This window comes from Microvirga pudoricolor, from assembly GCF_016892705.1.
Classification (GTDB): domain Bacteria; phylum Pseudomonadota; class Alphaproteobacteria; order Rhizobiales; family Beijerinckiaceae; genus Microvirga; species Microvirga pudoricolor.
On the sequence record NZ_JAFEMB010000001.1, the window covers coordinates 481,516 to 503,191 of the forward strand.

22 protein-coding genes are annotated in these 21,676 nt (G+C 66.4%); 12 read left to right on the top strand and 10 right to left on the bottom strand.

From position 1 onward, the window contains the following. Positions 1-4 precede the first annotated feature (4 nt). Positions 5-487, bottom strand: a complete 483-nt coding sequence (locus ILT42_RS02295) for an NUDIX domain-containing protein (protein ID WP_229428325.1) — start codon at positions 485-487, stop codon at positions 5-7. 342 nt (positions 488-829) lie between these two features. Here ILT42_RS02295 and ILT42_RS02300 point away from each other — a divergent pair, with 342 nt between their 5' ends. Beyond that, entirely contained in the window at positions 830-1,744 is a 915-nt protein-coding gene (locus tag ILT42_RS02300; protein ID WP_204213693.1) for a metallophosphoesterase family protein, read from the top strand. Positions 1,745-1,747: 3 nt separating this feature from the next. On the opposite strand, the gene ILT42_RS02305 is transcribed toward ILT42_RS02300, so the two are convergent. The 3 genes from ILT42_RS02305 to ILT42_RS02315 form a co-directional block, all read right to left on the bottom strand. Beyond that, positions 1,748-2,812: an acyltransferase family protein gene (locus tag ILT42_RS02305; RefSeq protein WP_204213694.1), complete on the bottom strand. Its 1,065-nt coding sequence runs from the start codon at positions 2,810-2,812 to the stop codon at positions 1,748-1,750. A gap of 406 nt (positions 2,813-3,218) precedes the next feature. Then, positions 3,219-4,148: a sugar kinase gene (locus ILT42_RS02310; RefSeq protein ID WP_204213695.1), complete on the bottom strand. Its 930-nt coding sequence runs from the start codon at positions 4,146-4,148 to the stop codon at positions 3,219-3,221. Then, a complete protein-coding gene (locus ILT42_RS02315) occupies positions 4,145-5,599 on the bottom strand; it encodes an FAD-binding oxidoreductase (RefSeq protein ID WP_229428416.1) in 1,455 nt (484 codons plus the stop codon). The genes ILT42_RS02310 and ILT42_RS02315 overlap by 4 nt, the downstream gene beginning before the upstream one ends. A gap of 295 nt (positions 5,600-5,894) precedes the next feature. Here ILT42_RS02315 and ILT42_RS02320 point away from each other — a divergent pair, with 295 nt between their 5' ends. From ILT42_RS02320 to ILT42_RS02340, 5 genes are all read left to right on the top strand, one after another. After that, positions 5,895-6,740, top strand: a complete 846-nt coding sequence (locus ILT42_RS02320; RefSeq protein ID WP_204213697.1) for a lysine/arginine/ornithine ABC transporter substrate-binding protein — start codon at positions 5,895-5,897, stop codon at positions 6,738-6,740. Positions 6,741-6,955: 215 nt separating this feature from the next. Continuing rightward, positions 6,956-7,801, top strand: a complete 846-nt coding sequence (locus ILT42_RS02325; protein ID WP_204213698.1) for a lysine/arginine/ornithine ABC transporter substrate-binding protein — start codon at positions 6,956-6,958, stop codon at positions 7,799-7,801. Positions 7,802-7,978: 177 nt separating this feature from the next. Next, a complete protein-coding gene (locus tag ILT42_RS02330) occupies positions 7,979-8,635 on the top strand; it encodes an ABC transporter permease (protein ID WP_229428417.1) in 657 nt (218 codons plus the stop codon). Further along, positions 8,635-9,360: an ABC transporter permease gene (locus ILT42_RS02335; RefSeq protein ID WP_204213700.1), complete on the top strand. Its 726-nt coding sequence runs from the start codon at positions 8,635-8,637 to the stop codon at positions 9,358-9,360. Before ILT42_RS02330 ends, ILT42_RS02335 begins: the two co-directional genes overlap by 1 nt. Before the next feature lie 101 nt (positions 9,361-9,461). Next, positions 9,462-10,232, top strand: a complete 771-nt coding sequence (locus tag ILT42_RS02340; RefSeq protein WP_324617688.1) for an ABC transporter ATP-binding protein — start codon at positions 9,462-9,464, stop codon at positions 10,230-10,232. Positions 10,233-10,269: 37 nt separating this feature from the next. On the opposite strand, the gene ILT42_RS02345 is transcribed toward ILT42_RS02340, so the two are convergent. Then, the gene (locus tag ILT42_RS02345) at positions 10,270-10,719 is read right to left on the bottom strand and encodes a DUF4112 domain-containing protein (RefSeq protein WP_204213702.1); all 450 of its coding nucleotides are present in this window, start codon (positions 10,717-10,719) and stop codon (positions 10,270-10,272) included. A gap of 320 nt (positions 10,720-11,039) precedes the next feature. On the opposite strand from ILT42_RS02345, the gene ILT42_RS02350 reads away from it, so the two are divergent. Further along, positions 11,040-11,534 carry a D-Ala-D-Ala carboxypeptidase family metallohydrolase gene (locus tag ILT42_RS02350; RefSeq protein ID WP_204213703.1) on the top strand — a complete coding sequence of 165 codons (495 nt, stop codon included), beginning with the start codon at positions 11,040-11,042 and terminating at the stop codon, positions 11,532-11,534. Positions 11,535-11,549: 15 nt separating this feature from the next. After that, positions 11,550-13,265, top strand: a complete 1,716-nt coding sequence (ade, locus tag ILT42_RS02355) for an adenine deaminase (protein ID WP_204213704.1) — start codon at positions 11,550-11,552, stop codon at positions 13,263-13,265. A gap of 40 nt (positions 13,266-13,305) precedes the next feature. Here the strand turns inward: ade and pncB are convergent, their stop codons facing one another. After that, positions 13,306-14,598, bottom strand: coding sequence for a nicotinate phosphoribosyltransferase (gene pncB, locus ILT42_RS02360; protein WP_204213705.1), 1,293 nt, complete (start codon positions 14,596-14,598; stop codon positions 13,306-13,308). A 127-nt stretch (positions 14,599-14,725) separates the two neighbouring features. Continuing rightward, positions 14,726-15,235 carry a pyridoxamine 5'-phosphate oxidase family protein gene (locus ILT42_RS02365; protein ID WP_204213706.1) on the bottom strand — a complete coding sequence of 170 codons (510 nt, stop codon included), beginning with the start codon at positions 15,233-15,235 and terminating at the stop codon, positions 14,726-14,728. A 240-nt stretch (positions 15,236-15,475) separates the two neighbouring features. Between ILT42_RS02365 and ILT42_RS02370 the strand changes: the two genes are divergently transcribed. The 3 genes from ILT42_RS02370 to ILT42_RS02380 are packed head-to-tail and all read left to right on the top strand — an operon-like array spanning position 15,476 to position 17,522. After that, the gene (locus ILT42_RS02370; RefSeq protein WP_204213707.1) at positions 15,476-16,606 is read left to right on the top strand and encodes an Mrp/NBP35 family ATP-binding protein; all 1,131 of its coding nucleotides are present in this window, start codon (positions 15,476-15,478) and stop codon (positions 16,604-16,606) included. Between the two features lie 2 nt (positions 16,607-16,608). Then, positions 16,609-17,253 carry a molybdenum cofactor guanylyltransferase MobA gene (mobA, locus tag ILT42_RS02375; RefSeq protein ID WP_204213708.1) on the top strand — a complete coding sequence of 215 codons (645 nt, stop codon included), beginning with the start codon at positions 16,609-16,611 and terminating at the stop codon, positions 17,251-17,253. Further along, positions 17,229-17,522: a sulfurtransferase TusA family protein gene (locus ILT42_RS02380; RefSeq protein WP_229428327.1), complete on the top strand. Its 294-nt coding sequence runs from the start codon at positions 17,229-17,231 to the stop codon at positions 17,520-17,522. The genes mobA and ILT42_RS02380 overlap by 25 nt, the downstream gene beginning before the upstream one ends. A gap of 2 nt (positions 17,523-17,524) precedes the next feature. Here the strand turns inward: ILT42_RS02380 and ILT42_RS02385 are convergent, their stop codons facing one another. Continuing rightward, entirely contained in the window at positions 17,525-17,704 is a 180-nt protein-coding gene (locus ILT42_RS02385) for a CsbD family protein (RefSeq protein ID WP_204213710.1), read from the bottom strand. A gap of 379 nt (positions 17,705-18,083) precedes the next feature. On the opposite strand from ILT42_RS02385, the gene ILT42_RS23155 reads away from it, so the two are divergent. After that, entirely contained in the window at positions 18,084-18,893 is an 810-nt protein-coding gene (locus ILT42_RS23155) for a sensor histidine kinase (RefSeq protein ID WP_204213711.1), read from the top strand. Between the two features lie 7 nt (positions 18,894-18,900). Here ILT42_RS23155 and ILT42_RS02395 read toward each other — a convergent pair whose 3' ends face one another. Both ILT42_RS02395 and ILT42_RS02400 read right to left on the bottom strand, forming a co-directional pair. Beyond that, positions 18,901-20,562: a urocanate hydratase gene (locus ILT42_RS02395; protein WP_204213712.1), complete on the bottom strand. Its 1,662-nt coding sequence runs from the start codon at positions 20,560-20,562 to the stop codon at positions 18,901-18,903. Positions 20,563-20,572: 10 nt separating this feature from the next. After that, positions 20,573-21,664: a DUF917 domain-containing protein gene (locus tag ILT42_RS02400; protein ID WP_204213713.1), complete on the bottom strand. Its 1,092-nt coding sequence runs from the start codon at positions 21,662-21,664 to the stop codon at positions 20,573-20,575. Positions 21,665-21,676: the final 12 nt, after the last annotated feature.

Below are 21,676 nucleotides of genomic sequence, written 5' to 3' on the forward strand. Positions count from 1 at the left end.
TTCCTCACCACGTATCGGCTAAAGGATGATCCCACAGGACCTCCGCGAGTCTCCGGCGCGTCGCGGCGGTGGTGCCTTCGGGCAGCCGCTCGACGGGGAAAAACCCGGCCTCGGCGATCTCCCGGTCCGGCGCCTTGACGCCCGCCAGCGTGAAATCCCGCACCACGTAGACCAGCACATGGTCGCGCCGGGAGATCTTGCGGTTGAAGAACACCCCGTGAAGGCTCGGCCGCCCCGAGAGCGCGATGCAGGCCTCCTCGCGCAGCTCCCGCTCCAGGGCGTGGAGGCCGGTCTCACCCGTCTCGACCCCGCCGCCAGGCAGGTGCCATCCTTCCACGTAGGTGTGCCGGATCAGGCAGACCCTGTCCTCGTCGTCGAGGACCACCCCGCGCACACCCAGCGTCATGCCCCGGGCGAAGCGCCAGTACGTGTGCAGTCCCCAGGACAGGGCCGATTTCGCCAACGGTCGGTTCAGGGGTGAGGGCATCGGATCAGGGGAGCACCACGATGTTACGAAATGATGAATGGGTCATGCCTATAATGCATGGCTGCTCGTGATTCGTAGCGCGTGACGGCCAAGCCTTGCAGGACTATGACAGCTCCAACAACAAGGTGAATCAATGTTTCTCTCTCTCCTGCTCTCCCGCCTCAACCGCGCCTCGCGCTTCTATTGGGCCCCCGCGCTCGATCTCGGCAACCACCAGATCCGCTCGACCCTGATCCCCGGCGCCCAGTACTGAGGCCACGGCCTCCCCTCAGGCGCTTCGGCGCTTGACGCAATCTCGCGCATGGGCGAACTCTCCGGCCCGACCGGACGTTCCCCCATCGCATGTTCCGCCTAGCTCATCTGACCGACCCCCATGTGGGTCCCCTGCCCCGTCCCCGGCTGCGCCAGCTTCTGAGCAAGCGCGTGACCGGCTGGTACAATTGGCGTCGCGGTCGCCGCGACCTCCACGACATGACGCTCCTGGCCGATCTCGTGGAGGATATCCGGGCCCAGAACCCCGATCACATCACCTGCACGGGCGACACCTGCAACATCGGCCTGCCCAGCGAATGGCTCACCTCGAAGGTCTTCCTCGAGGGATTGGGCGACCCGCGCCATGTCAGCTTCGTGCCGGGCAACCATGACGCCTACGTGCCGGGCGCCCTGGAAGGCCTGCTGGGCGAGGTCGGCCCCTGGACCCGGGACGACAGCGGCACCGAGCGCGCGTTTCCGTTCGTGCGTCGCTACGGCCCGGTCGCCCTGATCGGCCTGTCCTCGGCGATCCCCACCCTTCCCTTCGTGGCGAGCGGCCGCATCGGCTCCCGCCAGCGCAAGGCCGTCGAGGCCATTCTGGCCGATCTCGGCCGCGACCGGTCCTGCTTCCGGATCATTCTCATCCACCACCCGCCCCATGTGGGCGGGGCCCAGCCCGGCCGCGCCCTCACCGACGCCCGGGAGTTCGAGGAAATCATCCGACGGGTCGGCGCGGAACTGGTTCTCCACGGCCACAACCATGTGGGCTCGCTCGCGCATCTCAATGGGCCGCGCGGCACCGTCGTGCCCGTGATCGGTGCCCCGTCCGCTTCCGCCAATGCGGGAACGGAAACCCATCGGGCCGGCTATCACCTGTTCACCATCGGCCAGGACGAGACCGGGTTCCTGCTGACGGCGGAGCTGCGGGGCCTGCGGGCCGACGGTTCCATCGGGGGCCTCGGCATGCTCTCCCTCAACCGGATCGCTCCGGCCCAACGGCGCTGAGGGTCAAGGACGCGACGGCTCCAGGCGCCGCCGCAGCCAAGCCGTGGCAGGCCGCTCGAACCAGAGATGGACCGCGAAACTCGCGAGCACCGCGCCGCACAGGGCGATCGCGATGAAGCCCCAGAGAGCCACCGGGCCCGACACGCCCATCCGCCCAGCGATCTCCGCCAGCGGACGGATCACGAAGGGATGCACGAGGTAGAGCGCGTAGGAGACGTCTCCGACGCGAGCCCCCAGCCGCGTGACCCCGGACGGATCCAACGGTCGCGCCGGCCCGAGCGCCGCCGCCGCCACGATGAAGGCCGCCGGAAGGCCCCAGGCCAGGGGCCGCGCGAGTTCGGAGGACCCTCCGATCCCGATGAGATTGGCGGCCAGATAGCCCAAAGCCCCCAAGCCGAGACAAAGCCGGGTCGGACGATCCAGGACGACGCCGCTGAGGCGCATCCAGCCGATCACCGCTCCGAAGCCGAATTCGAGTACGACGGGATTCGTCCAAAAGGCCCAGGGCTGCGGGAAGCCCGAGGCGAGGCCCAGGATCGACAGCCCGGCCAGCAAGGCTAAAAGCGTTCGCAGCGCCTGGCCGGTTCTCAGGACCAGCACGCCCGCGAACAGCACGTAGAAGAACATCTCGTAGTTCAGCGTCCAGCCCAGGGACAGGATGGGCTGGGCAAGGCCGTCGGCGGACCTGTAGGGGACGAACAGGTAGGACGCCGCGACCTGCCAAGCTTGTGGTCGCCCGCTGTTGAGCAGAGAGGGCGCAGCGAGCGCGACCCCGAGATAGAGCGTCGTGGCAGCCCAATAGAGGGGCACGATGCGGGCGATGCGCCGGGCCAGGAACACACGTTGCGCGCCCGGCTGCCCGAACAGATCCCGTGACGTGTAGACCATGATGAAGCCGGAGATCACGAAGAATACGTCGACGCCCGCCATCCAGGGCAGCCGGTCGGGCACCGCCAGGCTGGTCCCGGCGCGCTGCGCCAGCAGGACGGCGTCGTGCTGGGCATGCAGGAACGCGACCGACAGGGCCGCGAGCGCGCGAAGCAGCTGGATGTGGACGAGTTTGGACAAAGGGATTCCGCAGGCGTGCCAGGGCTCCATAGCGCAAGAGCCGATCCCGCGCACCTGTCCCTGGCGGATCGGCGGAACGCCCGGTGCCCTCCACCCTCGCGGGGGGCGAGTCGCGTGAGCGACCGGTTGGTGGAGAAGTCAGAACAATCGGTCGATCATCAGAGCGCAAACGCCCATACCGTCATGGCCGGGCTCGACCCGGCCACCCACGCACCCGCGTCGCAAGACGTGGGTCCCCGGCTCAAGGCCGGGGATGACGGGGGAGCTATGAAGGTGGTGGGAACTCGGTGAGCGCTTACTCGGCCGCACCACCCCCATCCGAGCGCTTCGCGCCCACCTTCCCCGCAAAGGGGGAAGGAACAAAAGTGGCGCCGGAACTTGGCGGGGCTCCCGGACCGAACTCGATTCAATCAGGTTGCTTCAGGAACGCCTCCACGTCGGCGCGGGTCGGCATCGGCGCGACGGCGCCCTTGCCGAGGGTCGAGAGCGCTGCCGCGGCGTTGGCGAAGGCTGCCGCCTTGAAGGGGTCGCGGTGGCGCAGCCACTCGGACAGGAAGGCACCGTCGAAGGTATCCCCGGCTCCGGTGGCGTCCACGGCCTCGACGCGACGTCCGGGGATGACCTCGCGCCGCTCCGGCGTTGCCACCATCGTGCCCTCCTTGCCGAGCGTCAGCGCCACGACGGAGCTGCCCCCGCGCAGATAGAAGTCGCAGATGTCCTCCGGCCGGTCGAGACCCGTGAGCTGCTGGGCGTCGTCGAGGCCCGGACGGGCGATGTCGGCCAGGGCGGCGGCGGCGTTGATGATGGCGCGGGCCCGCTCGATCGGCCATAGGCGCAGGCGCAGGTTGGTGTCGTAACTCACGGTCGTGCCGTGCTTCTTGGCGTGATGGATCGCGTCGAACACCGCATCGGCGCAGGTTTGCGAGATCGCCTGGCTGATGCCGGAGGCGTGCAGGATGCGGCTCGCGGCGATCCGGTCGAGGGGAAGCTCCTTCGCGGTCACCAGACTGGCGGCCGACCCAGCCCGGGCATAGGAGAAGACGTGTCCGTCCTCCCCATAGCTGATGAAATAGACGCCCGTGCGCCCGTCCTCGCGGGTGATGACGCTGGAACGGTCGATGCCCTCCCGGTCCCACAGCCTCAGGAACTCCGACCCGAACGCATCCTGGCCCAGCGCCGTGAAGATCCCCACCTTGGCGCCCTGGCGCGCCGCCGCCACGGCGGCGTTCGACACGTCGCCGCCGAAACCGGGCAGGTAGAAGCGCTCGTCCCCCCGCGTGACTTCGGCGAATTCCATCATGGGCTCGCCGATGGCGAGGATATCGAGTGTCTTCATGAGCGGGCCACCATGGGTGAGAGGGTTGACTGGAGCGGCTCGGCCGGCCTCTCGGGCAGGACCTTGCCGGGGTTCAGGATGCCGAGCGGATCGAGGGAGGCCTTGAGGGTGCGCATCAGGTCGAGAGCGACGGGATCCTTGTAGAGCGTGAGCTCGTCGCGCTTGATCAGCCCGATTCCGTGCTCGGCCGCAATCGAACCGTTCATGGCGTGCACGATGTCGTGGACGATGCGGTTGAAATGCTCCCACTGGGCCAGATAGGCCGCCTTGTCCATGCCCACGGGCTGGGACAGGTTGAAATGGATGTTCCCGTCCCCGAAATGCCCGAAGGCGCAAACGCGGATGCCCGGCATCTCGGCCTCGCAGGCCTGGGTGGCCGCCTCGATGAACTCGGCGACCCGGGACACCGGAACGGCCACGTCGTGCTTGATCGAGCCGCCTTCGAGCTTCTGCACCTCCGACAGGCTCTCGCGCAGGCCCCAGAGGGCCCGGCTCTGGGCCTCGCTCGCCCCGATGGTGGCGTCCTCCACGATCCCGTCCTCGATGGCGGCGGCGAGGATCTCCTCCAACCGGCCACCCAGGTCGAGGTCGGACTGGGGCGAGGAGAGCTCGATCAGCGCATGGGCCGCGTGATCGCCCTGGAGCGGACGGACGACGCCGGGGACGTGCTTCAGCACGATGTCGAGGCCGAAGCGGGGGATGTATTCGAAGGCCGTCAGATGGTCGCCCGCCCCGGCCCGGAAGCGCTCGAACAGCGCGAGGGCGGGCTGCGGCCCGCCGCAGCCCACGAACGCCGTCGCCCGCGCCAGCGGCCGCGGGTAGAGCTTGAGCACCGCCGCCGTGATGATGCCGAGCGTCCCCTCCGACCCGATGAACAGGTCCCGCAGGTCGTAGCCCGTGTTGTCCTTGCGAAGCCCTTTCAGGCCATGCCAGATCCGCCCGTCCGCCAGCACGACCTCGAGACCCAGGGTCAGCTCGCGCATGTTGCCGTAGCGCAGCACGGCGGTGCCGCCCGCATTGGTGGCGAGGTTTCCGCCGATCCGGCAGGTGCCCTCCGATGCGAGGGACAGGGGAAACAGGAACCCGGCCTCGGCGGCCGCCTCCTGCACCCTCTGGAGAATGCAGCCCGCCTCCACCGTGATGGTGGCGTTGAGCCCGTCCACCTCCCGCACCCGGTCGAGGCGCGCGAGGGACAGAACGATTCCGCCATGGGGCACCCCGCCCCCGACCAGACCCGTGTTGCCCCCCTGGGCCACCACGGCCACGCGGGCGGCGGCGCATTCGGCCACCACGAAGGCGACCTCGTCCGTGTCGGCCGGATAGACGACGGCGGCCGCCGTGCCCTGGTAGAGGCCGCGCATTTCCGCAAGCTGGCCCGTCATGTCGGAGGGTTCGGTCACAACCCTGGCGGGACCGAGCCTCTCGCGCAGACGGCCGACCAGCCCTTGCATCGTCTCCACATCCGCCACGCGTTCCTCCGGGATCGTTGTCGTCAGGGTCCCAAGCCACCGTATAGCGCGTCCTGACCTAATGGAAACCTCGCAATCGCGCCTCCCTCTCCGGCGGCAGCCTGGCAGGCCGGGTGCGAAAAGCAAAGCTTCCGCAAGGGGATAGAGAAAGTTTGCATGTGAACGAAGCTCCCCCCTTGCCTTTTTAATGGGTTTGGCGGTTACTCCGTCACGACGCGGCCGTTCAGGCCGTGAAGCAAGACCCGCGTCTGCGGGCCAGAGGACAACAGGGACCATCATGAACATCACGAAGACCGTCAGCCTGGCCATCCTGGGCACCGTGCTGGCCATCGGCACCGCCGGGGCCCAGACCAAGACCATCAAGATCGCCACCGAGGGCGCCTACGCGCCGTGGAACTTCACCGGCGCGGGCGGCAAGCTTGAAGGCTTCGAGGTCGACCTCGCCGCCGACCTGTGCAAGCGCATGAACGTGACCTGCGAGGTCGTGGCCCAGGATTGGGACGGCATCATCCCGGCGCTCAACGCCAAGAAGTACGACGCCATCATGGCCGGCATGAGCATCACGGACGACCGCAAGAAGGTGATCGACTTCGCGGGTCCCTACGGCAACTCCCCGAACGGCTACCTCGTGGCCAAGTCGTCCCCGCTCGCCAAGATGCCGGGCACGGGCGAGGCCTATAGCCTCTCCACCCAGCAGGCCGCCGCCGAGAAGGCCATCGACGCCGACAAGGTCCTCCTGAAGGGCAAGACCGTGGGCGTCCAGGGCTCGACGATCCACTCGAACTTCGCCGACAAGTACCTGAAGGGCACGGCCGAAGTGCGCGAGTACAAGACCACCGAGCAGCACGACCTCGATCTCGCGGCCGGCCGCATCGACGCCGTTCTGGCGGATGCGACCGCCATCATCGGCACCCTCGAGAAGCCGGAGTTCAAGGACTACGCCCTCGTCGGCCCGTCCATCACAGGCGGCCTCCTGGGCAACGGCGTCGGCGTCGGCGTCCGCAAGGGCGACACCGAGCTGAAGAAGAACTTCGACGACGCCATCCGGGCGGCCATCCAGGACGGCACGGTCAGGACCCTCTCGATGAAGTGGTTCAAGATCGACATCACCCCGAAGGGCTGACCGTCCCAGGGTAAGCCATGAGGGCGCGGCACGGGCCGCGCCCTTTTTGCATCCGCGCTGTGCACTTGCGACCGAAAACGTCAGCGGGACGGACGCCTTCACCATAATTGGGGCTTGCGCCGGAGCGCTCTTTGTCTGCTAGCTTTGCGCCCGGGCACCGACAGATCGTCCGGCGCAAAAGGGCTCGGACGAAGCCTTCCAACAGGGGAACGACGATGAAACTCTTCAAGGCATTGGGTCTCGGCCTGCTCGCCACGGCGCTTGCCGCGGGCGCCGCCGGGGCCCAGACCAAGACCATCAAGATCGCCACCGAGGGCGCCTACGCGCCGTGGAACTTCACCGGCGCGGGCGGCAAGCTCGAAGGCTTCGAGGTCGACCTCGCCGCCGACCTGTGCAAGCGCATGAACGTGACCTGCGAGGTCGTGGCCCAGGATTGGGACGGCATCATCCCGGCGCTCAACGCCAAGAAATACGATGCCATCATGGCCGGCATGAACATCACCGACAAGCGCCTGGAGGCGATCAACTTCTCGCGCTCCTACGCCTCCGGCCTGCACGGCTTCGGCGCCATGAAGGACTCGCCCCTGGCCAAGCTCGCCGGAACCGGCCAGCGGCTGAACCTCGACAAGGACGCCGAGGCCGCCAAGAAGACCATCGAAGAATGGAAGCCGATCCTCAAGGGCAAGACCATCGGCGTCCAGGGCTCGACCACGAACTCCGCCTTCCTGGAGAAGTACCTCAAGGACACCATCACGATCCGCGAGTACAAGACCACCGAGCAGCACGATCTCGACCTCGCGGCCGGCCGCGTGGACGGCATCTTCGCGGCGCAGTCCTCCATGAAGGCCACCCTCGACCAGCCCGAGTTCAAGGACATGGCCATGATGGGCGCCGGCATGTCGGGCGACGTACTCGGCCGGGGCGTCGCAGTGGGCCTGCGCAAGGACGATGCCGAACTCAAGAAGAACTTCGACACGGCCATCCAGGCGGCCATCGCCGACGGCACGATCCAGAAGCTCACCGAGAAGTGGTTCAAGGTCGACATGACGCCTCAGAGCTGAGCCCGAGGGCGCCGGGGGCTTGTGCCCCCGCGCCTTTTGGACCAGACGAGCCTTCGGACGGCGGGCTTTTGTCTCGCCGTCCGGGATGATCCGCAGCGGGAAACCTGACGCGTGCAGCAACTCAGTTACTTCGAGCTGGTGGGCTTCGGTCCCAACGGCTGGGGCTATGCCCTCCTGATGGCCACGGCCATGACCCTGGCGGTGGCCCTGTGCGGTTTCGTCGTGGGTGCGGTGATCGGCACCTTCGTGGCCTGGGCCAAGCTCGCGGGCCCGATGCCGGTGCGGGCCGTCGCGGACGGCTACACCACGGTGCTTCGCGGCATCCCGGACCTGCTCGTCATCTATCTTTTCTATTTCGGCGGAAGCGCGGCGCTCGGCGCCATCGGCAGCCTCTTCGGGGCCCAAGGCTTCATCGGCATGCCAGCCTTCATGACCGGCGCCATCGCCATCGGCATCGTGTCCGGCGCCTATCAGGCGGAGGTCTTCCGGGGCGCCTTCCAGGTCCTGTCCAAGGGCGAGCTCGAGGCCGCCCGGTCGGTCGGCATGGGACGCTGGCTCATGTTCCGCCGGATCGTCGCCCCCCAGGTCCTGCGCTACGCGATCCCGGGAATGGGCAACACCTGGCAGCTCATCCTCAAGGAATCGGCCCTGATCTCGGTCACAGGACTCGTGGAGCTCCTGAGACAGTCGCACATCGCGGCCGGTTCCACTCGCCGGCCCTTCGACTTCTACATGACGGCGGCCGCCCTCTACCTCGTCATCACCTGGATTTCGACAATCCTGTTCCAGAAGGCCGAGAATCGGTCGCTGCGCGGCCTCCGGAGGGCTTCCTGATGGATTTCGCCTTCATGCGCGACACGTTCTGGACGCTCCTGTCCGGCGTGCCGCTCACCCTCAACCTGGCCTTCACGGCGGTGGCGCTGGGTGCCGTGCTGGCGATGCTCATCGCCCTGATGCGCATGTCGGGCGTCGCGGTGCTGGATTGGCTCGCCCGGGGCTACGTGTTCGTCTTCCGGGGTTCTCCCCTGCTGGTGCAGATCTTCCTGATCTATTACGGCCTCGGTCAGTTCCGGCCGACCTTGCAGGAATGGGGCTTGTGGGGCTTCTTCCGTGAGCCCTATTGGTGCGCCATCTTCGCGCTCACCCTCAATACGGCCGCCTATGCCAGCGAGATCATCCGCGGCGGCCTTCAATCCGTTCCGGCCCAGCAGGTGGAAGCCGCGCGGGCCTGCGGGATGTCGGGCTTCCTGCTGTTCCGACGCATCATCTTCCCCATCGCGGTGCGCCAGGCCCTGCCGGCCTATGGCAGCGAGCTGATCCTCATGGTGAAGGCGACCTCCCTGGCGTCCATCATCACGATGATGGAGGTCACGGGCCTTGCCGCGAAGCTCATCTCGCAGACCTTCCGGGCCGTGGAGGTCTTCGTGGTGGCGGGCCTGATCTACCTGGTGCTCAACTTCATCATCACCCGGATCATCATGGCGCTGGAATGGTGGCTTTCGCCTCATCTGCGCCGCCCGCCCGAGGTCACGCTGCCCGTCGAGGCGGCCCATGTTTAGAACTCATTCCATTGGAATCAGCTCTCCTTTTTGTCATGTCGCATTTTCATGCGGTGAACCGGATCCACTTCACCGAAAAATGCTCTAACGGAGCTTCCGTCGTGTCCGACACAACGTCCGCCGTCTCCATCACCGACCTGCGCAAGAGCTTCGGCTCCCTCGAAGTTCTCAAGGGCATCAGCCTGGGCGCGCGGGAAGGCGACGTGATTTCGATCCTGGGCGCCTCGGGATCGGGCAAGTCCACCATGCTCCGGTGCATCAACATGCTGGAGGTGCCCGACAGCGGCGAGGTGCGCATCGGCGGCGAGCTGATCGGGCTCAAGAAAACCCGCCACGGCATGGAGCCCGCCGATCGCGGTCAGGTTGATCGCATCCGTTCTCGCGTCGCCATGGTGTTCCAGAGCTTCAATCTCTGGTCTCACATGACCATCCTCGAGAACGTGATCGAGGCGCCCGTGCACGTTCAGAAGCGCCCCAAGGCCGAATGCATCGCGGAGGCCGAGGCGCTCCTGGCGCGGGTGGGCATCGCCGACAAGCGCAACGCTTACCCATCGCACCTGTCCGGCGGTCAGCAGCAGCGCGCCGCCATCGCGCGGGCGCTCGCCATGCATCCCAAGGTCATGCTGTTCGACGAGCCGACCTCCGCGCTCGATCCGGAGCTGGTGGGCGAGGTCCTGCGGGTCATGCGGTCCCTCGCCGAGGAGGGCCGGACCATGCTCGTGGTCACCCACGAGATGGGCTTCGCCCGCGATGTGTCGAACCGGGTGGTGTTCCTGCACAAGGGCGTCGTCGAAGAGGACGGTGCGCCGCAGGAGGTCTTCGGCGCGCCGAAATCCGAGCGCTTCAAGCAGTTCATCTCGAACCATCGGTGAAGCGAAAAGGCGCGGGCCGGCCCGCGCCTTGGAGTGTCTACCGCTCGCCGACGCGAACGGCGGTGCCGTCAATGGTGGTCGGCGGACGCCGGCGGCCCATGGAATCCCGGTCCAGGTGGTCCTGGATGATGCGCAGGTTGCGCATGTTCGCCCGGAAGAACACGTCGAACACGTCGCCCGCCAGCGGGATGGCGCCGATGGCCGTGTCCACGGCCACGTTGCCGAGCATCCGGGCGATCTTCCAGCGCGGGAGCCCGAGCTGGCGCGCCTCCCAGATGATGTAGCTCGACACCGCCGCCGTGATCGCATCACCCACGACGGGAACCGCGCCGATGAGGGCATCGAAGCCGACGCGGCGGTTCAAGCCCGGGATCACGAAGGCGTTGTCCATGAGCTTTGCCAGAAGCGTGATGCGGGCCAGCGAGTCCGTTGCCGTCGGGCCGGACGCCTTGACGGTTTCGAAAAAGGCAGCACGAGACGCGTTCATCCACTCTCCTCCAGGCCGTTCGAAAGACGGTCCAGCAAGCTTTATGTGTGGATCTCAAGGAGCCACTGCAAGACGGCCGGAACGGTGTTTCGTTCCGTGCTGATGCAGCTGTCGTGCCCGGACCCGCCGGCATTGACCTTGCGGATAGCCTTCATGGGTAGAACCGGGCTCATCGGGATGGGGCCTCTCCCAGATCATTGCGGATCCGAAATGTTTCGGGCCTGATCCGACCCGCCGCAGACGGTTGTGCGAAGGCGCATCGTCGATGCGAAGGCAGGCCGGAATGGCACCTGATGGGGGCTTGAGCGGGGAGAGACCCGATGAGCATTCAAGCATCGCGGTTGGGCGTCGTGGCGGCTGCCCTGGCCATCCTGTTGCCCGTCAGCCGTACCGGAGCCGAAACCGATCCGGATCTGCCGTCGCGCTACGCCAATCTGCCGGCGGCGACCGTCCGCGAGGCTGGCAGGCAAGCACCGTCCGGTGTCCCGGCCCTGGTCGCGAAAGGCTTCGTGCAACTGCGGTCCGGGGCGCCCCTCCGCTGCGTTCCGGGCGGCCTCCTGGCCGTGGTGGCCGGCCTCTCGGCGAGGTTCGGGACGGTCAGCGTGGAATCGACCCACCGCAGCCGGGGCCGCAACGGGCGGGCGGGCGGTGCGCGGCAATCGCTGCATCTCGCCTGCCGCGCGGTGGATTTTCGTGTGCGCGCAAGGGCTTCGGGCGTGATGGGATATTTGCGCTCGCGTCCGGAGGTCGGGGGCCTTAAGCTTTATCGAAACGGCATCATCCATATCGACGATGGAAAGCGCCGCAGCTGGTAGGAATCGATAGGCCGCATGACGAGACAGCCCGACGCCGCGACCCTCGCGGCCCGTATCGCCAGCGGTCGCGGAGACGCCCCCGCCGATCTCGTCGTTGCGGATGTCCGGCTGTTCGATCTGGTCACCAGCCGCCTGGTGCCCACCGATATCGCGATCTGCGGCGATACCATCGTGGGCACCTATGGACGCTATCGCGGGAGGCGGCGCATCGACGGCGGCGGGCGCGTCGTTGTTCCAGGCTTCATCGATACGCATCTGCACGTTGAATCCTCTCTGGTGACTCCCCTGGAATTCGATCGCTGCGTCCTGCCCCACGGCGTCACGACCGCGATCTGCGACCCGCACGAGATGGCCAACGTCATCGGCAGCGCGGCCTTCGACTACTTCCTGGCCTGCGCCGAGCACACGATCATGGATCTGCGCGTCCAACTCTCCAGCTGCGTGCCCGCGACGCATCTGGAGACGTCCGGGGCCCGGATCGATGCGCAGAACCTCATGCGTTATGCGGGCCATCCGAAGGTGATCGGCCTCGCGGAGTTCATGAATTTTCCCGGTCTCCTCGCCCGCGACCCGGAATGCCTCGCCAAGATCGAAGCCTTCGCGGGCGGCCACATCGACGGCCATGCCCCCCTGGTGCGGGGGCTCGATCTCAACGGCTACTTGGCGGCGGGAATCCGCACGGACCACGAAACGACCACGGCTGCCGAAGCCCTCGAGAAGATCCGGAAGGGCATGACGGTTCTCATCCGCGAGGGCTCCGTCTCGAAGGACCTGCATGCGCTCGCGCCGTCGCTGTCGCTCCAGACCTCGGCTTTCCTGGCCCTTTGCACCGATGACCGCAATCCTCTCGACATCGCAGAGGAAGGCCATCTCGATTACATGATCCGCACCTTGATCGAGCAGGGCTGCGAGCCCCTCGCCGTGTATCGCGCCGCCTCGCTGACGGCCGCGCAGGCCTTCGGCCTCAGGGATCGCGGCATGATCGCGCCGGGCAAGCGTGCCGACATCGTCCTGCTCGATGATCTCGACCGATGCGAGGTCGCGGCCGTCATCGCAGGCGGTCGGCTGGTGGACGAGGAAGCGTTTTCGGGTCGCGCGACGGTGCCGCCGGTCGGCCTCGCCAGCGTGAAGGCGCGGCCCGTCACGGCAGATCAGTTCCGCATCCCGGCGACGGCGGCCCTGACACCGGTGATCGGGATCGTTCCGGGCAAGATCATCACGGAGCATCTGTCCGCCGCGCTGCCCCGCCGGGACGGTCATGCGTTGGCCGACCTGTCCCAGGACATCGTCAAGGTTGCCGTCGTCGAGCGTCACGGACGCAACGGCAATATCGGGCTCGGCTTCGTCAAGGGCTTCGGGCTGAAGCGCGGCGCCATCGCATCCTCCGTGGGCCACGACAGCCACAACATCTGCGTGGTGGGCGCGAGCGAGAGCGACATGGCGACGGCGGTCAACCGCCTGCGCGAGATCCAGGGCGGCTTCGTCGTCGTGGCGGACGGGCGCGTGACAGCCGAGCTGGCCCTTCCCATCGCGGGCCTCATGAGCGACCTCCCCTACGAGGCCGTGCGCGATGCGCTCTACCCCCTGCGCAGCGCCGCCAAGGCTCTTGGGGTCGTCCTGCCGGAGCCTTTCCTGCAAGTGGCCTTCCTGCCGCTTCCGGTCATTCCCCACCTCAAGATCTCGGATCGCGGAATCGTGGACGTGAACCGGATGGAGCTCGTCGCGCTCTGAGAGACATGGCTTGCCAGGGCGCGGCACCCTCCTTGGCGGTCTAGACCAGCACGGGCTGCGCCCGCTGCGCGCCCACGTGGAACACGCGCTTGTAGCGTTCGACCTCGGCCTTGGGACCCATCGCCTTGGTAGGGTTGTCCGACAGTTTCACGGTCGGATGGCCATCGGCGGAGATGACCTTGCACACGATGGAGATGGGGTCGAGTTCGCCCCCTGCGGCCAAGCCGCGGAAATCGTTGGTCAGCAGGGTGCCCCAGCCATAGCCGATACGCATCCGGCCCTGGAAATGGCGGTGGATGTCCTCGATCACGTCCACGTCGAGGCCATCCGAGAAGATCGCGAGCTTGTCCGTCGGATTCTGGCCCCGGGAACGCCACCACGCGATGGCCTCCTCGCCCCCCTCGATGGGATCTTTGGAGTCGATGCGGATGCCGGTCCAGTCCGGGACCCATTCGGGCGCGTTCGCCAGAAAATTCGTGGTGCCGTACGTATCGGGCAGGATGACGAGGAGGTTGCCCTCATAATCCTCCTGCCAGTCCGAGAGCACCTGGTAGGGGGTCTCCGCGAGTTCCGCGTCGCTGCGGGCGAGCGCCGCGTAGACCATGGGCAGTTCATGGGCATTCGTGCCCACGGCCTCCACCTCGCGCCGCATGGCGATGAGGCAGTTCGAGGTGCCCAGAAATGCCGGTCCCAGTCCTTCGATCATGGCTTGCACACACCAATCCTGCCACAGGAAGCCGTGGCGGCGACGGGTGCCGAAATCCGCGATGGAGAGGTCCGGAAGGGTCTTCAGGCGCTCGATCTTCTCCCAGACCCGGGTCATCGCCCGGGCGTAGAGAACCTGCAGCTCGAACTTGCCCATGCCCTTGAGGACGCCTCGCGAGCGCAGCTCGTTCAGGATGGCGAGCGCCGGGATCTCCCACATGGTGGTCTCGATCCAGGGACCGTGGAAGGTCAGGACATATTGCCCGTCCTCCTTTTCAAGGAGGTATTCCGGGAACCGGAAGGTCTCGAGCCAGTCCATGAATTCAGGCGAGAACATCTGGCGCTTGCCGTAGAAGGTGTTGCCGCGCAGCCAAGTGGACTCGCCCCTGGTGAGGGATAGGGTTCGGACATGATCCAGATGTTCGCGCAATTCGCCCGCATCGATGATGTCCGCAAGACGGATCCGGGTGGTGCGGTTGTGGATGCCGAAGGTGACTTGGACGTCCCGGTGGCGCCGGAAGATCGTCTGGGCCATGAGGAGCTTGTAGAAATCCGTATCCAGAACGGACCGGACGATGGGGTCGATTTTCCAGGTATGGTTGTAGACCCTGGTCGCGATGTCGGCCATCGCTTACTCCTCACCATGACGGAAGCGGGACCATAGCGAAGCCCGGCTGTCCCGTGAAGGCTCCCCGACGCATGGAAAAGCCCTCTCCCCTGCGGGAGAGGGCCGATCGAAGTCATGGATCGTGCGGTCAGGCGTGCAGATCGACCTTCTTGTGGTCGCCGAGCTCGTTGGGCTGCTCGCCCGTCAGAGCCGCCTTGGCGTAGCCGTAGATGTGCAGGACCGTGGAGGAGGGGCTGTCCCAATACTCGCCCTTCTGCGGGTGAACGCGCAGGAGAGCGATCTGGGGGTCGTCCTTGCCCTTCGGGAACCAGGCCTTGAGCGGTTCGGACCACTTCTCGTCGATCTTGGCCTTGTCGCGCACGATCTCGGCCTTGCCGGAGACCGACACGTAATCCTGCTTGCCCGGATGGGAGAAGCCGAGATTGACCTGATTGTCGCGCGAGATCTCCGTCACCTTGGGAGAGGAGATCTCCGTGAAGAACCAGAGATCGCCGCTCTCGTCCACATCCTGGTTCCACATGGGTCGGCTGTGGAGGGTGCCGTCCGTATCGACGGTGGTCATCATCGCGACCTTTACGTCCTTGATGAGCTCGTAGAGCTTCTTGGCGTCCGGGTTGCCATGGGTGTGGTCGTGCATGGAATACTCCTTCGATCTCGAACTGTTCGGGCGGGAGGACGCCGGATGCGCCGGTTGGGCGCCTGTCGATGGCTGGGCGTTCTCCGGCCGGGCGAAAAGTATGGGAACAACGGGCCAAGCCCTCTTTGGTTCTCACTTTCTCCGCGCCCCGACACCGACGCCCTTAACGAAACCGTTGTCGCCCTATACATGGCAGGGAACTGCCCATCAGATGCCCTATGCCGCGAGAGGAGTTCGAAGGTGGCCATCAGCCGTGAACATGTGTTGCAGGCGCTCTCCACGGTGCCGGTCGACGCCAGCGGAACGAATCTCGTCCAGTCGGGGCGCCTATCGGAAGTGCTCGTGGACGATGCGGCTCGGGTCATGTTCTCGATCGCGATCCGACCCGCCGAGGCGGCGCTCATGGAGAAGGTCCGCCAGGCGGCCGAGAACGCCGTGCAGGGCCTGCCGGGCGTGAAGGGCGTCTTCATCAGCCTGACGGCGGACCGGCCGGCCGGTCCCGCCCAATCCCCTGCGCCCACGAGGCCACAGCCGGGTCCCGGCGCGGGCGCGGCTCCGTCGAAGTCCCAGCGCATCCCCGGGGTCCGGCACATCGTCGCCGTGGCGTCTGGCAAGGGTGGCGTCGGCAAGTCCACCACCGCCGTCAACCTCGCTCTCGGCCTGAAGGCCCTCGGCCTGAAGGTCGGACTTCTCGACGCCGACATCTACGGGCCGTCGGTTCCCAAGCTGCTCGGCATCCAGGGCAAGCCGAAGCTCCTGGAGGGTCGCATCCTGGAGCCCATGGAGGCTTATGGGCTCAAGGTCATGTCCATCGGCTTCCTGGTCGACGAGGAGGCCGCCATGATCTGGCGCGGCCCGATGGTCATGTCCGCCATCACCCAGATGCTGCGGGAGGTCGCCTGGAGCGACCTCGACATCCTGGTCGTGGACATGCCGCCGGGCACCGGCGACGCCCAGCTCACCATGGCCCAGGCCACGCCCCTGGCGGGTGCGGTCATCGTGTCGACGCCCCAGGACCTGGCCTTGATCGACGCCCGCCGGGGCGTGGCGATGTTCAAGCGGGTCGAGATCCCCATCCTCGGCATCGTCGAGAACATGGCCACCTTCGTGTGCCCGCATTGCGGACAGGCGTCTCCCATATTCGGTCATGGCGGCGCCCGCACGGAGGCCGGGCGACTCGGGGTGCCGTTCCTGGGCGAGGTGCCGCTCAACATGTCGATCCGGGAACTGTCGGACGCCGGGCGGCCTGTCGTGGCCAGCGATCCGGACGGGGACCATGCCGCTCTCTACATCGGAATGGCCCGGGAGATCTGGAACTCCGTCGCGGAAGGCGAGACCGCCCGGCCCACGCCCCGGATCGTGATTGAATAGCCATGGGGGACGCAGTCCCATGGACCCTGGGCGTCGTCCTGGCCGGAGGCCTTTCACGGCGCATGGGCGGCGGCGACAAGACGCTGTTGCCGCTTGCCGGAAAAACCCTCCTGGCGCATGTGCTGGAGCGGCTTGGGCCGCAATGCGCCGATCTGGCCGTCAATGCGAATGGCGATCCGGCCCGGTTCGCCGGGATGGACGAGACGATCCTGCCCGATCCCGTTCCGGGCCATCCTGGGCCCCTCGCCGGTATCCTGGCCGCTCTCGAATGGGCCTGCGACCACCCGTCGAGGGCCTCATGGGTTGTGACTGTACCGGGGGATACGCCCTTCATCCCGGGGGATCTCGTCCTGCGTCTTCATCAGGGCCGCGTTGAGGCCGGGCGGCGGGTCGCCTGCGCTTCATCGGGCGGGCGGGCCCACCCGGCCGTCGGTCTGTGGCCCGTGACCCTGGGACACGGCCTGCGGGAGGGCATCCTGGCAGGAGAGCGCCGCGTAGGGGAATGGGCCCGAAGCCAAGGGTTGGCGGAGATCCCATGGCCGGATGCGCCAATCGATCCATTCTTCAACATCAATACTCCGGACGATCTGCGTGCAGCCGAGAGGTCGCTCGCGGCCCGGGAATGCGAGCCGGGGAGCCGATCGTGACCGAACTCGACCTGACGGGCCTGAAATGCCCCCTCCCCGTTCTCAAAACCCGCAAAGCGCTTCGTGGGCTGCGGCCGGGCGAGCGTCTGCGGGTGATCTGCACCGACCCGCTCGCCGCCATCGACATTCCCCATATGGTCCAGGAACTGCGAGACCGCCTCGTGGAGCAGCACGCGGACGGTCCGAAGCTCAGTTTCGTGATCGAGCGCCACCAAGCCACGGAAAAAGGCCCGGACGATGCCGGGCCTTGGACTCTTAAGAACGCTTAGAGTCAGTCGCGGTTGTTGCGAACCGAGTCCTTGAGGCCGCCGACGGTGTTCTGAACCCGGCCCTCGGCCTTGTCCATCTTGCCTTCGGCTTCCATCTTGGAATCGCCCAGCACCTTGCCGGCGGCTTCCTTGATGCTGCCCTTGATGTTCTTCAGGCTGCCTTTGACGCGATCGTCGTCCATCGTAAATCTCCTCTGTAAAACAGCATGGCTGAACAACGCGCATCATCCGGGAGGGTTGCATGGTCGCCGGCAAGCAAATCTTGTGTAATCGCAGGAACTCGTAACGGTACTTTGCGTTATTGCGGCCCGTACAACTATAGATAGATTAGTCCAGGGTTCGGATAGACCCGACGCGATCGGAAATTTTCCCCTGGTACCTCTCTAAACGGAGAGGTGACGATGTTTCGCACGCCCCCATACTTCACAAGCATCCTCGGCAGAGCCCTTGGGATAGGGGACGGCGGGACCATCCTGTTCTCTGCCGCGGAACAGTCGCCGGTGCTGCCTTCATGGGCTGCCGGGGTGTCGACTGGGTGCATCGCTATTCAATGGGCTGACGGTGTCGGATCATTCAGGCTATTCCAACAGGCACGGGGTTGCTTCGCCCGACCCGTCGCCGGCGCGTGGCCGGCTACCGCGACAAACCTGCCCGGCCCCCCTCGCCGGGGAGCGCTTCCAGGCCGACTACATCTCGCTGCTAGCCCACCAGTTGATCACGCCCCTGTCGACGATCTCGTCGTCGACGCAGAGCATGATCCGTCGAGCCGGCCAGATGAGCGAAAGCGACATCCGGTCCCGCGCCGAGAAGATCAAGCGTGCGGTCGGTCGGCTGACCGAAATCATCGAGAACATCCTGGCCCATACGCGAGCCACTTCGGGCGCCATGGTCCTCGACGTCCATGATTTCGATCTGAACGGAATGGTGCGCCGGGTCTGCGACTATCATCACGACGAGCATCCGTCGCACCCGTTCGAGGTGGCGATCGACCCACTGCCCGACAGATACAAGGGCGATCCCCTCCTGCTGGAGCAGGTGTTCATCATCGTCCTGTCGAACGCCATCAAATATTCGCCCGTGGATTGCCCGATCCGCATCGCGGGAGACAAAGGAGATGGCGCGATCGCAATCTCCGTGCGGGATCAAGGGATCGGCGTCCTCGCCGAGGACCTGCCTCATCTCACGCAGCCTTTCTTTCGCGGCCGCAACGCGAAGCACATGCCGGGCACCGGGCTCGGCTTGAGCCTCGCAAGCCACATTCTCGACCTGCACGGCGGCAGCTTGAGGGTTGAGAGCCGCGAGGGTCAGGGCACGACCGTCAGTATCATCCTGCCGACAGTGCAGACTTTCAACGCCGGCGGCGGGATCTGAGCGGCCTCTAGAGCCGGATGTGACGGATGCCCTTTTCTTCAGCCTCGTCTAGGGCGTCCTCGTAGCCCGCATCGGCGTAGCGCATGATGCCGAGCGAGGTGTCGTTGTCGAGCGCGGAGGACAGCCGGTCAGCCGCCGCCGCCGTGCCATCGGCCACGAGCGTCACGCCCGCCGAGGTCATGTACCCGGCATAGCCGCCTCCCCCCGAATGCACGGCAACGAGATCCGCCATGGAGGAACACAGGGCCATGGCATCGAGGAGAGGCCAATCCGCGATGGCGTCCGAACCGTCGCGCATGTTTTCGGTCATGATGTTGGGATGCGCCATCGCGCCCGCGTCGAGGTGATCGCGCGAAAAGGCGACCGGGCCTTTCAGCCGTCCGTCCGCCACCATGCGGTTCACGGCCAGGGCCACCTGCGTCCGCGCCCCGTGCCCCAACCAGGCGATGCGCGCCGGAAGCCCCTCGAAAGGCACGTTTTCCCGGGCGAGCCTGATCCAGTTCGACACGATCCGGTTGTCCGGAAAGCTTTCGAGGACATAATCGTCGATCATCCGGATGTCGTCGGGATCGCCGGACAGAGCCATCCAGCGAAACGGCCCGATGGCGCGGGCAAACAGAGGCCTCAGATAGGCTTCCGTGAAGATGGGAATGTCGAAGGCGTTCTCGACGCCGCCGTTCTTCGCATGCGTGCGGATCAGGTTGCCGTTGTCGAAGACCACCGAGCCCTTGGACTGGAAGGCCAGCATGGCGCGAACATGACGGATGATGCTGTCCCGGCTCGCCGCCATGAGCCGACCCGGATCGGCGTTGCGAAGCTCGCGAACCTCATCGAGCGTGAAGCCGGAGGGCACGTAGCCGTAGACGAGGTCGTGCGCGGCAGTCTGATCCGTCACGATATCGGGCACGATGCCGCGCCGCTCGATCTCAGGATAGATGTCCGCCGCGTTGCCGACGAGCGCCACGGAGATCGGCTCGTAGGCCGCCCTTGCCGTCTCGATCATGGCGAGAGCCTCATCGAGATCGCCTGTCACATGATCGACGTAGCCGATGCTGCGGCGCTTCTCGGCCCTCTCGGGGTCGACCTCGACCGCCAGGATCGCGGCATTGGCCATCCGGCCCGCCAGCGGCTGCGCCCCGCCCATGCCGCCGAGGCCCGCCGTCAGGATGAAGCGGCCGCGCAGGTCGCCGCCGAAGCTCTGCTCGGCGATGCGCATGAAGATCTCGTAGGTGCCCTGAATGACGCCCTGGCTGCCGATATACTGCCAGGCCCCTGCCGTGAGCCCGCCCCAGCAGATGAGGCCCTTCTTCTCGAGAGCGTAGAAGATCTCCGCTTTCGCCCACTGGCCGACGATGTTGCAGTTCGCCATGATGACCAGCGGCGCTTGCCTGTGAGTCCTCAGAACCCCGATGGGCTTGCCGGACTGGATGACGAGCGTTTCGTCTTCCTCCAAGGTCTTCAGGGTTCGGACGATGGCGTCATGGGCGGCCCAGTTGCGGGCCGCCTTGCCGAGCGCCGCATAGACGACGAGGTTGTCCGGATCCTCTCCCACCGATAGAACGTTCTCGAGAAGGCGAAGCAGCGCCTCCTGGCGCCAGCCCTTGCAGCGCAATTCGTTGCCGCCCGGCACTGGAAAACGGGCATGGCGGGAGGGGGGACGGTTCGCCATCGGATCTTCCTTACTTCGCGAGGGCGTAGGACGCGATCTCGATGCCCATGGCCTTCTCGACCGCCGGGTAGACGGAGGGGTCGAGAACGCTCGACGAGAGGGGAATCACAGTCTTGGGCACATGCAGCACGAAGATCCTCTGGCCGACGTGGAGCTGACCGACGCTGAGCGGCTCGCCGTTCGGATCGAGCGACGTGATCACGTCCGGGAAGGTGGCGATGCGCCTGCCCTCGCCGTCATCCACGGCCATGTACTCGTTCATCACGTGCAGGGTCGATGTGCGGCCGCCTTCCTTGAGGGTGATCGTGCCGATGTCGAAGGCCTCGCGGGTATAGGTCACGTCCTTGGCGACGATCTCGCCCTCGACGAGGATGGAGCCGCCGGTCGTCTTGCAGATCGTGTCGATGACCGCGTGCCCACCCCTGGCCTCCGCCGCGATGATCGCCTCGCCGAGCCTGAGCGCGAGCGAAATGCCGCCCAAGGCCGCGTGCTGCCTCACATAGGAGGCGCGCACGGGATTGCGGCAGCTCGCGATGAAGCCGCCCGACATGTCGGACGCCGTGCGCAGGATCGGCGAGACCTTGGCGGTTGCGCCCTTGACCACGAGCTCGATGTAGCGGTTCTCGTCCCGGTTGCCGCCGACCGCGGTTTGAATCATTCGTTCCGGCGAACCTGCGAGGCCGATGGACCCCATGTCGCCCGTCGGATGTGCCCGGATATCGCCCACGGCGTCCACGACCTTGGTGCCCATGACGGCCGAGGGGAGCCAGGCGTTGAGCGTGGACGAGCGGCCGTTCTGGCCGATGATCAGACCGGAGAGCTTCTCGCCGAGTTCCTTCTCCAGGAGCTGCGCGGCTCTCACGTAGTCGATGCCTTGCATCTCCCACGCGGTCGTGCCCGCGGGCGCCCCGATGGCGGCCGCCGTCGCGATCCAGGCATCCTCCGGCAACTCCTCGACGGCCACGAGTTCCGGCTTGCCGACCCGGCAGGCGGCCGTGCCGAGCATGCGGCCGTGATCCGCCCAGCCGCCGCCGCCCGCCGCGTAGACGGAGCCGCCCTTCACGGCCGCCTCGACGTCCTTTTCGGTGAGAATGCGCCCCATGATCGTTGTCTT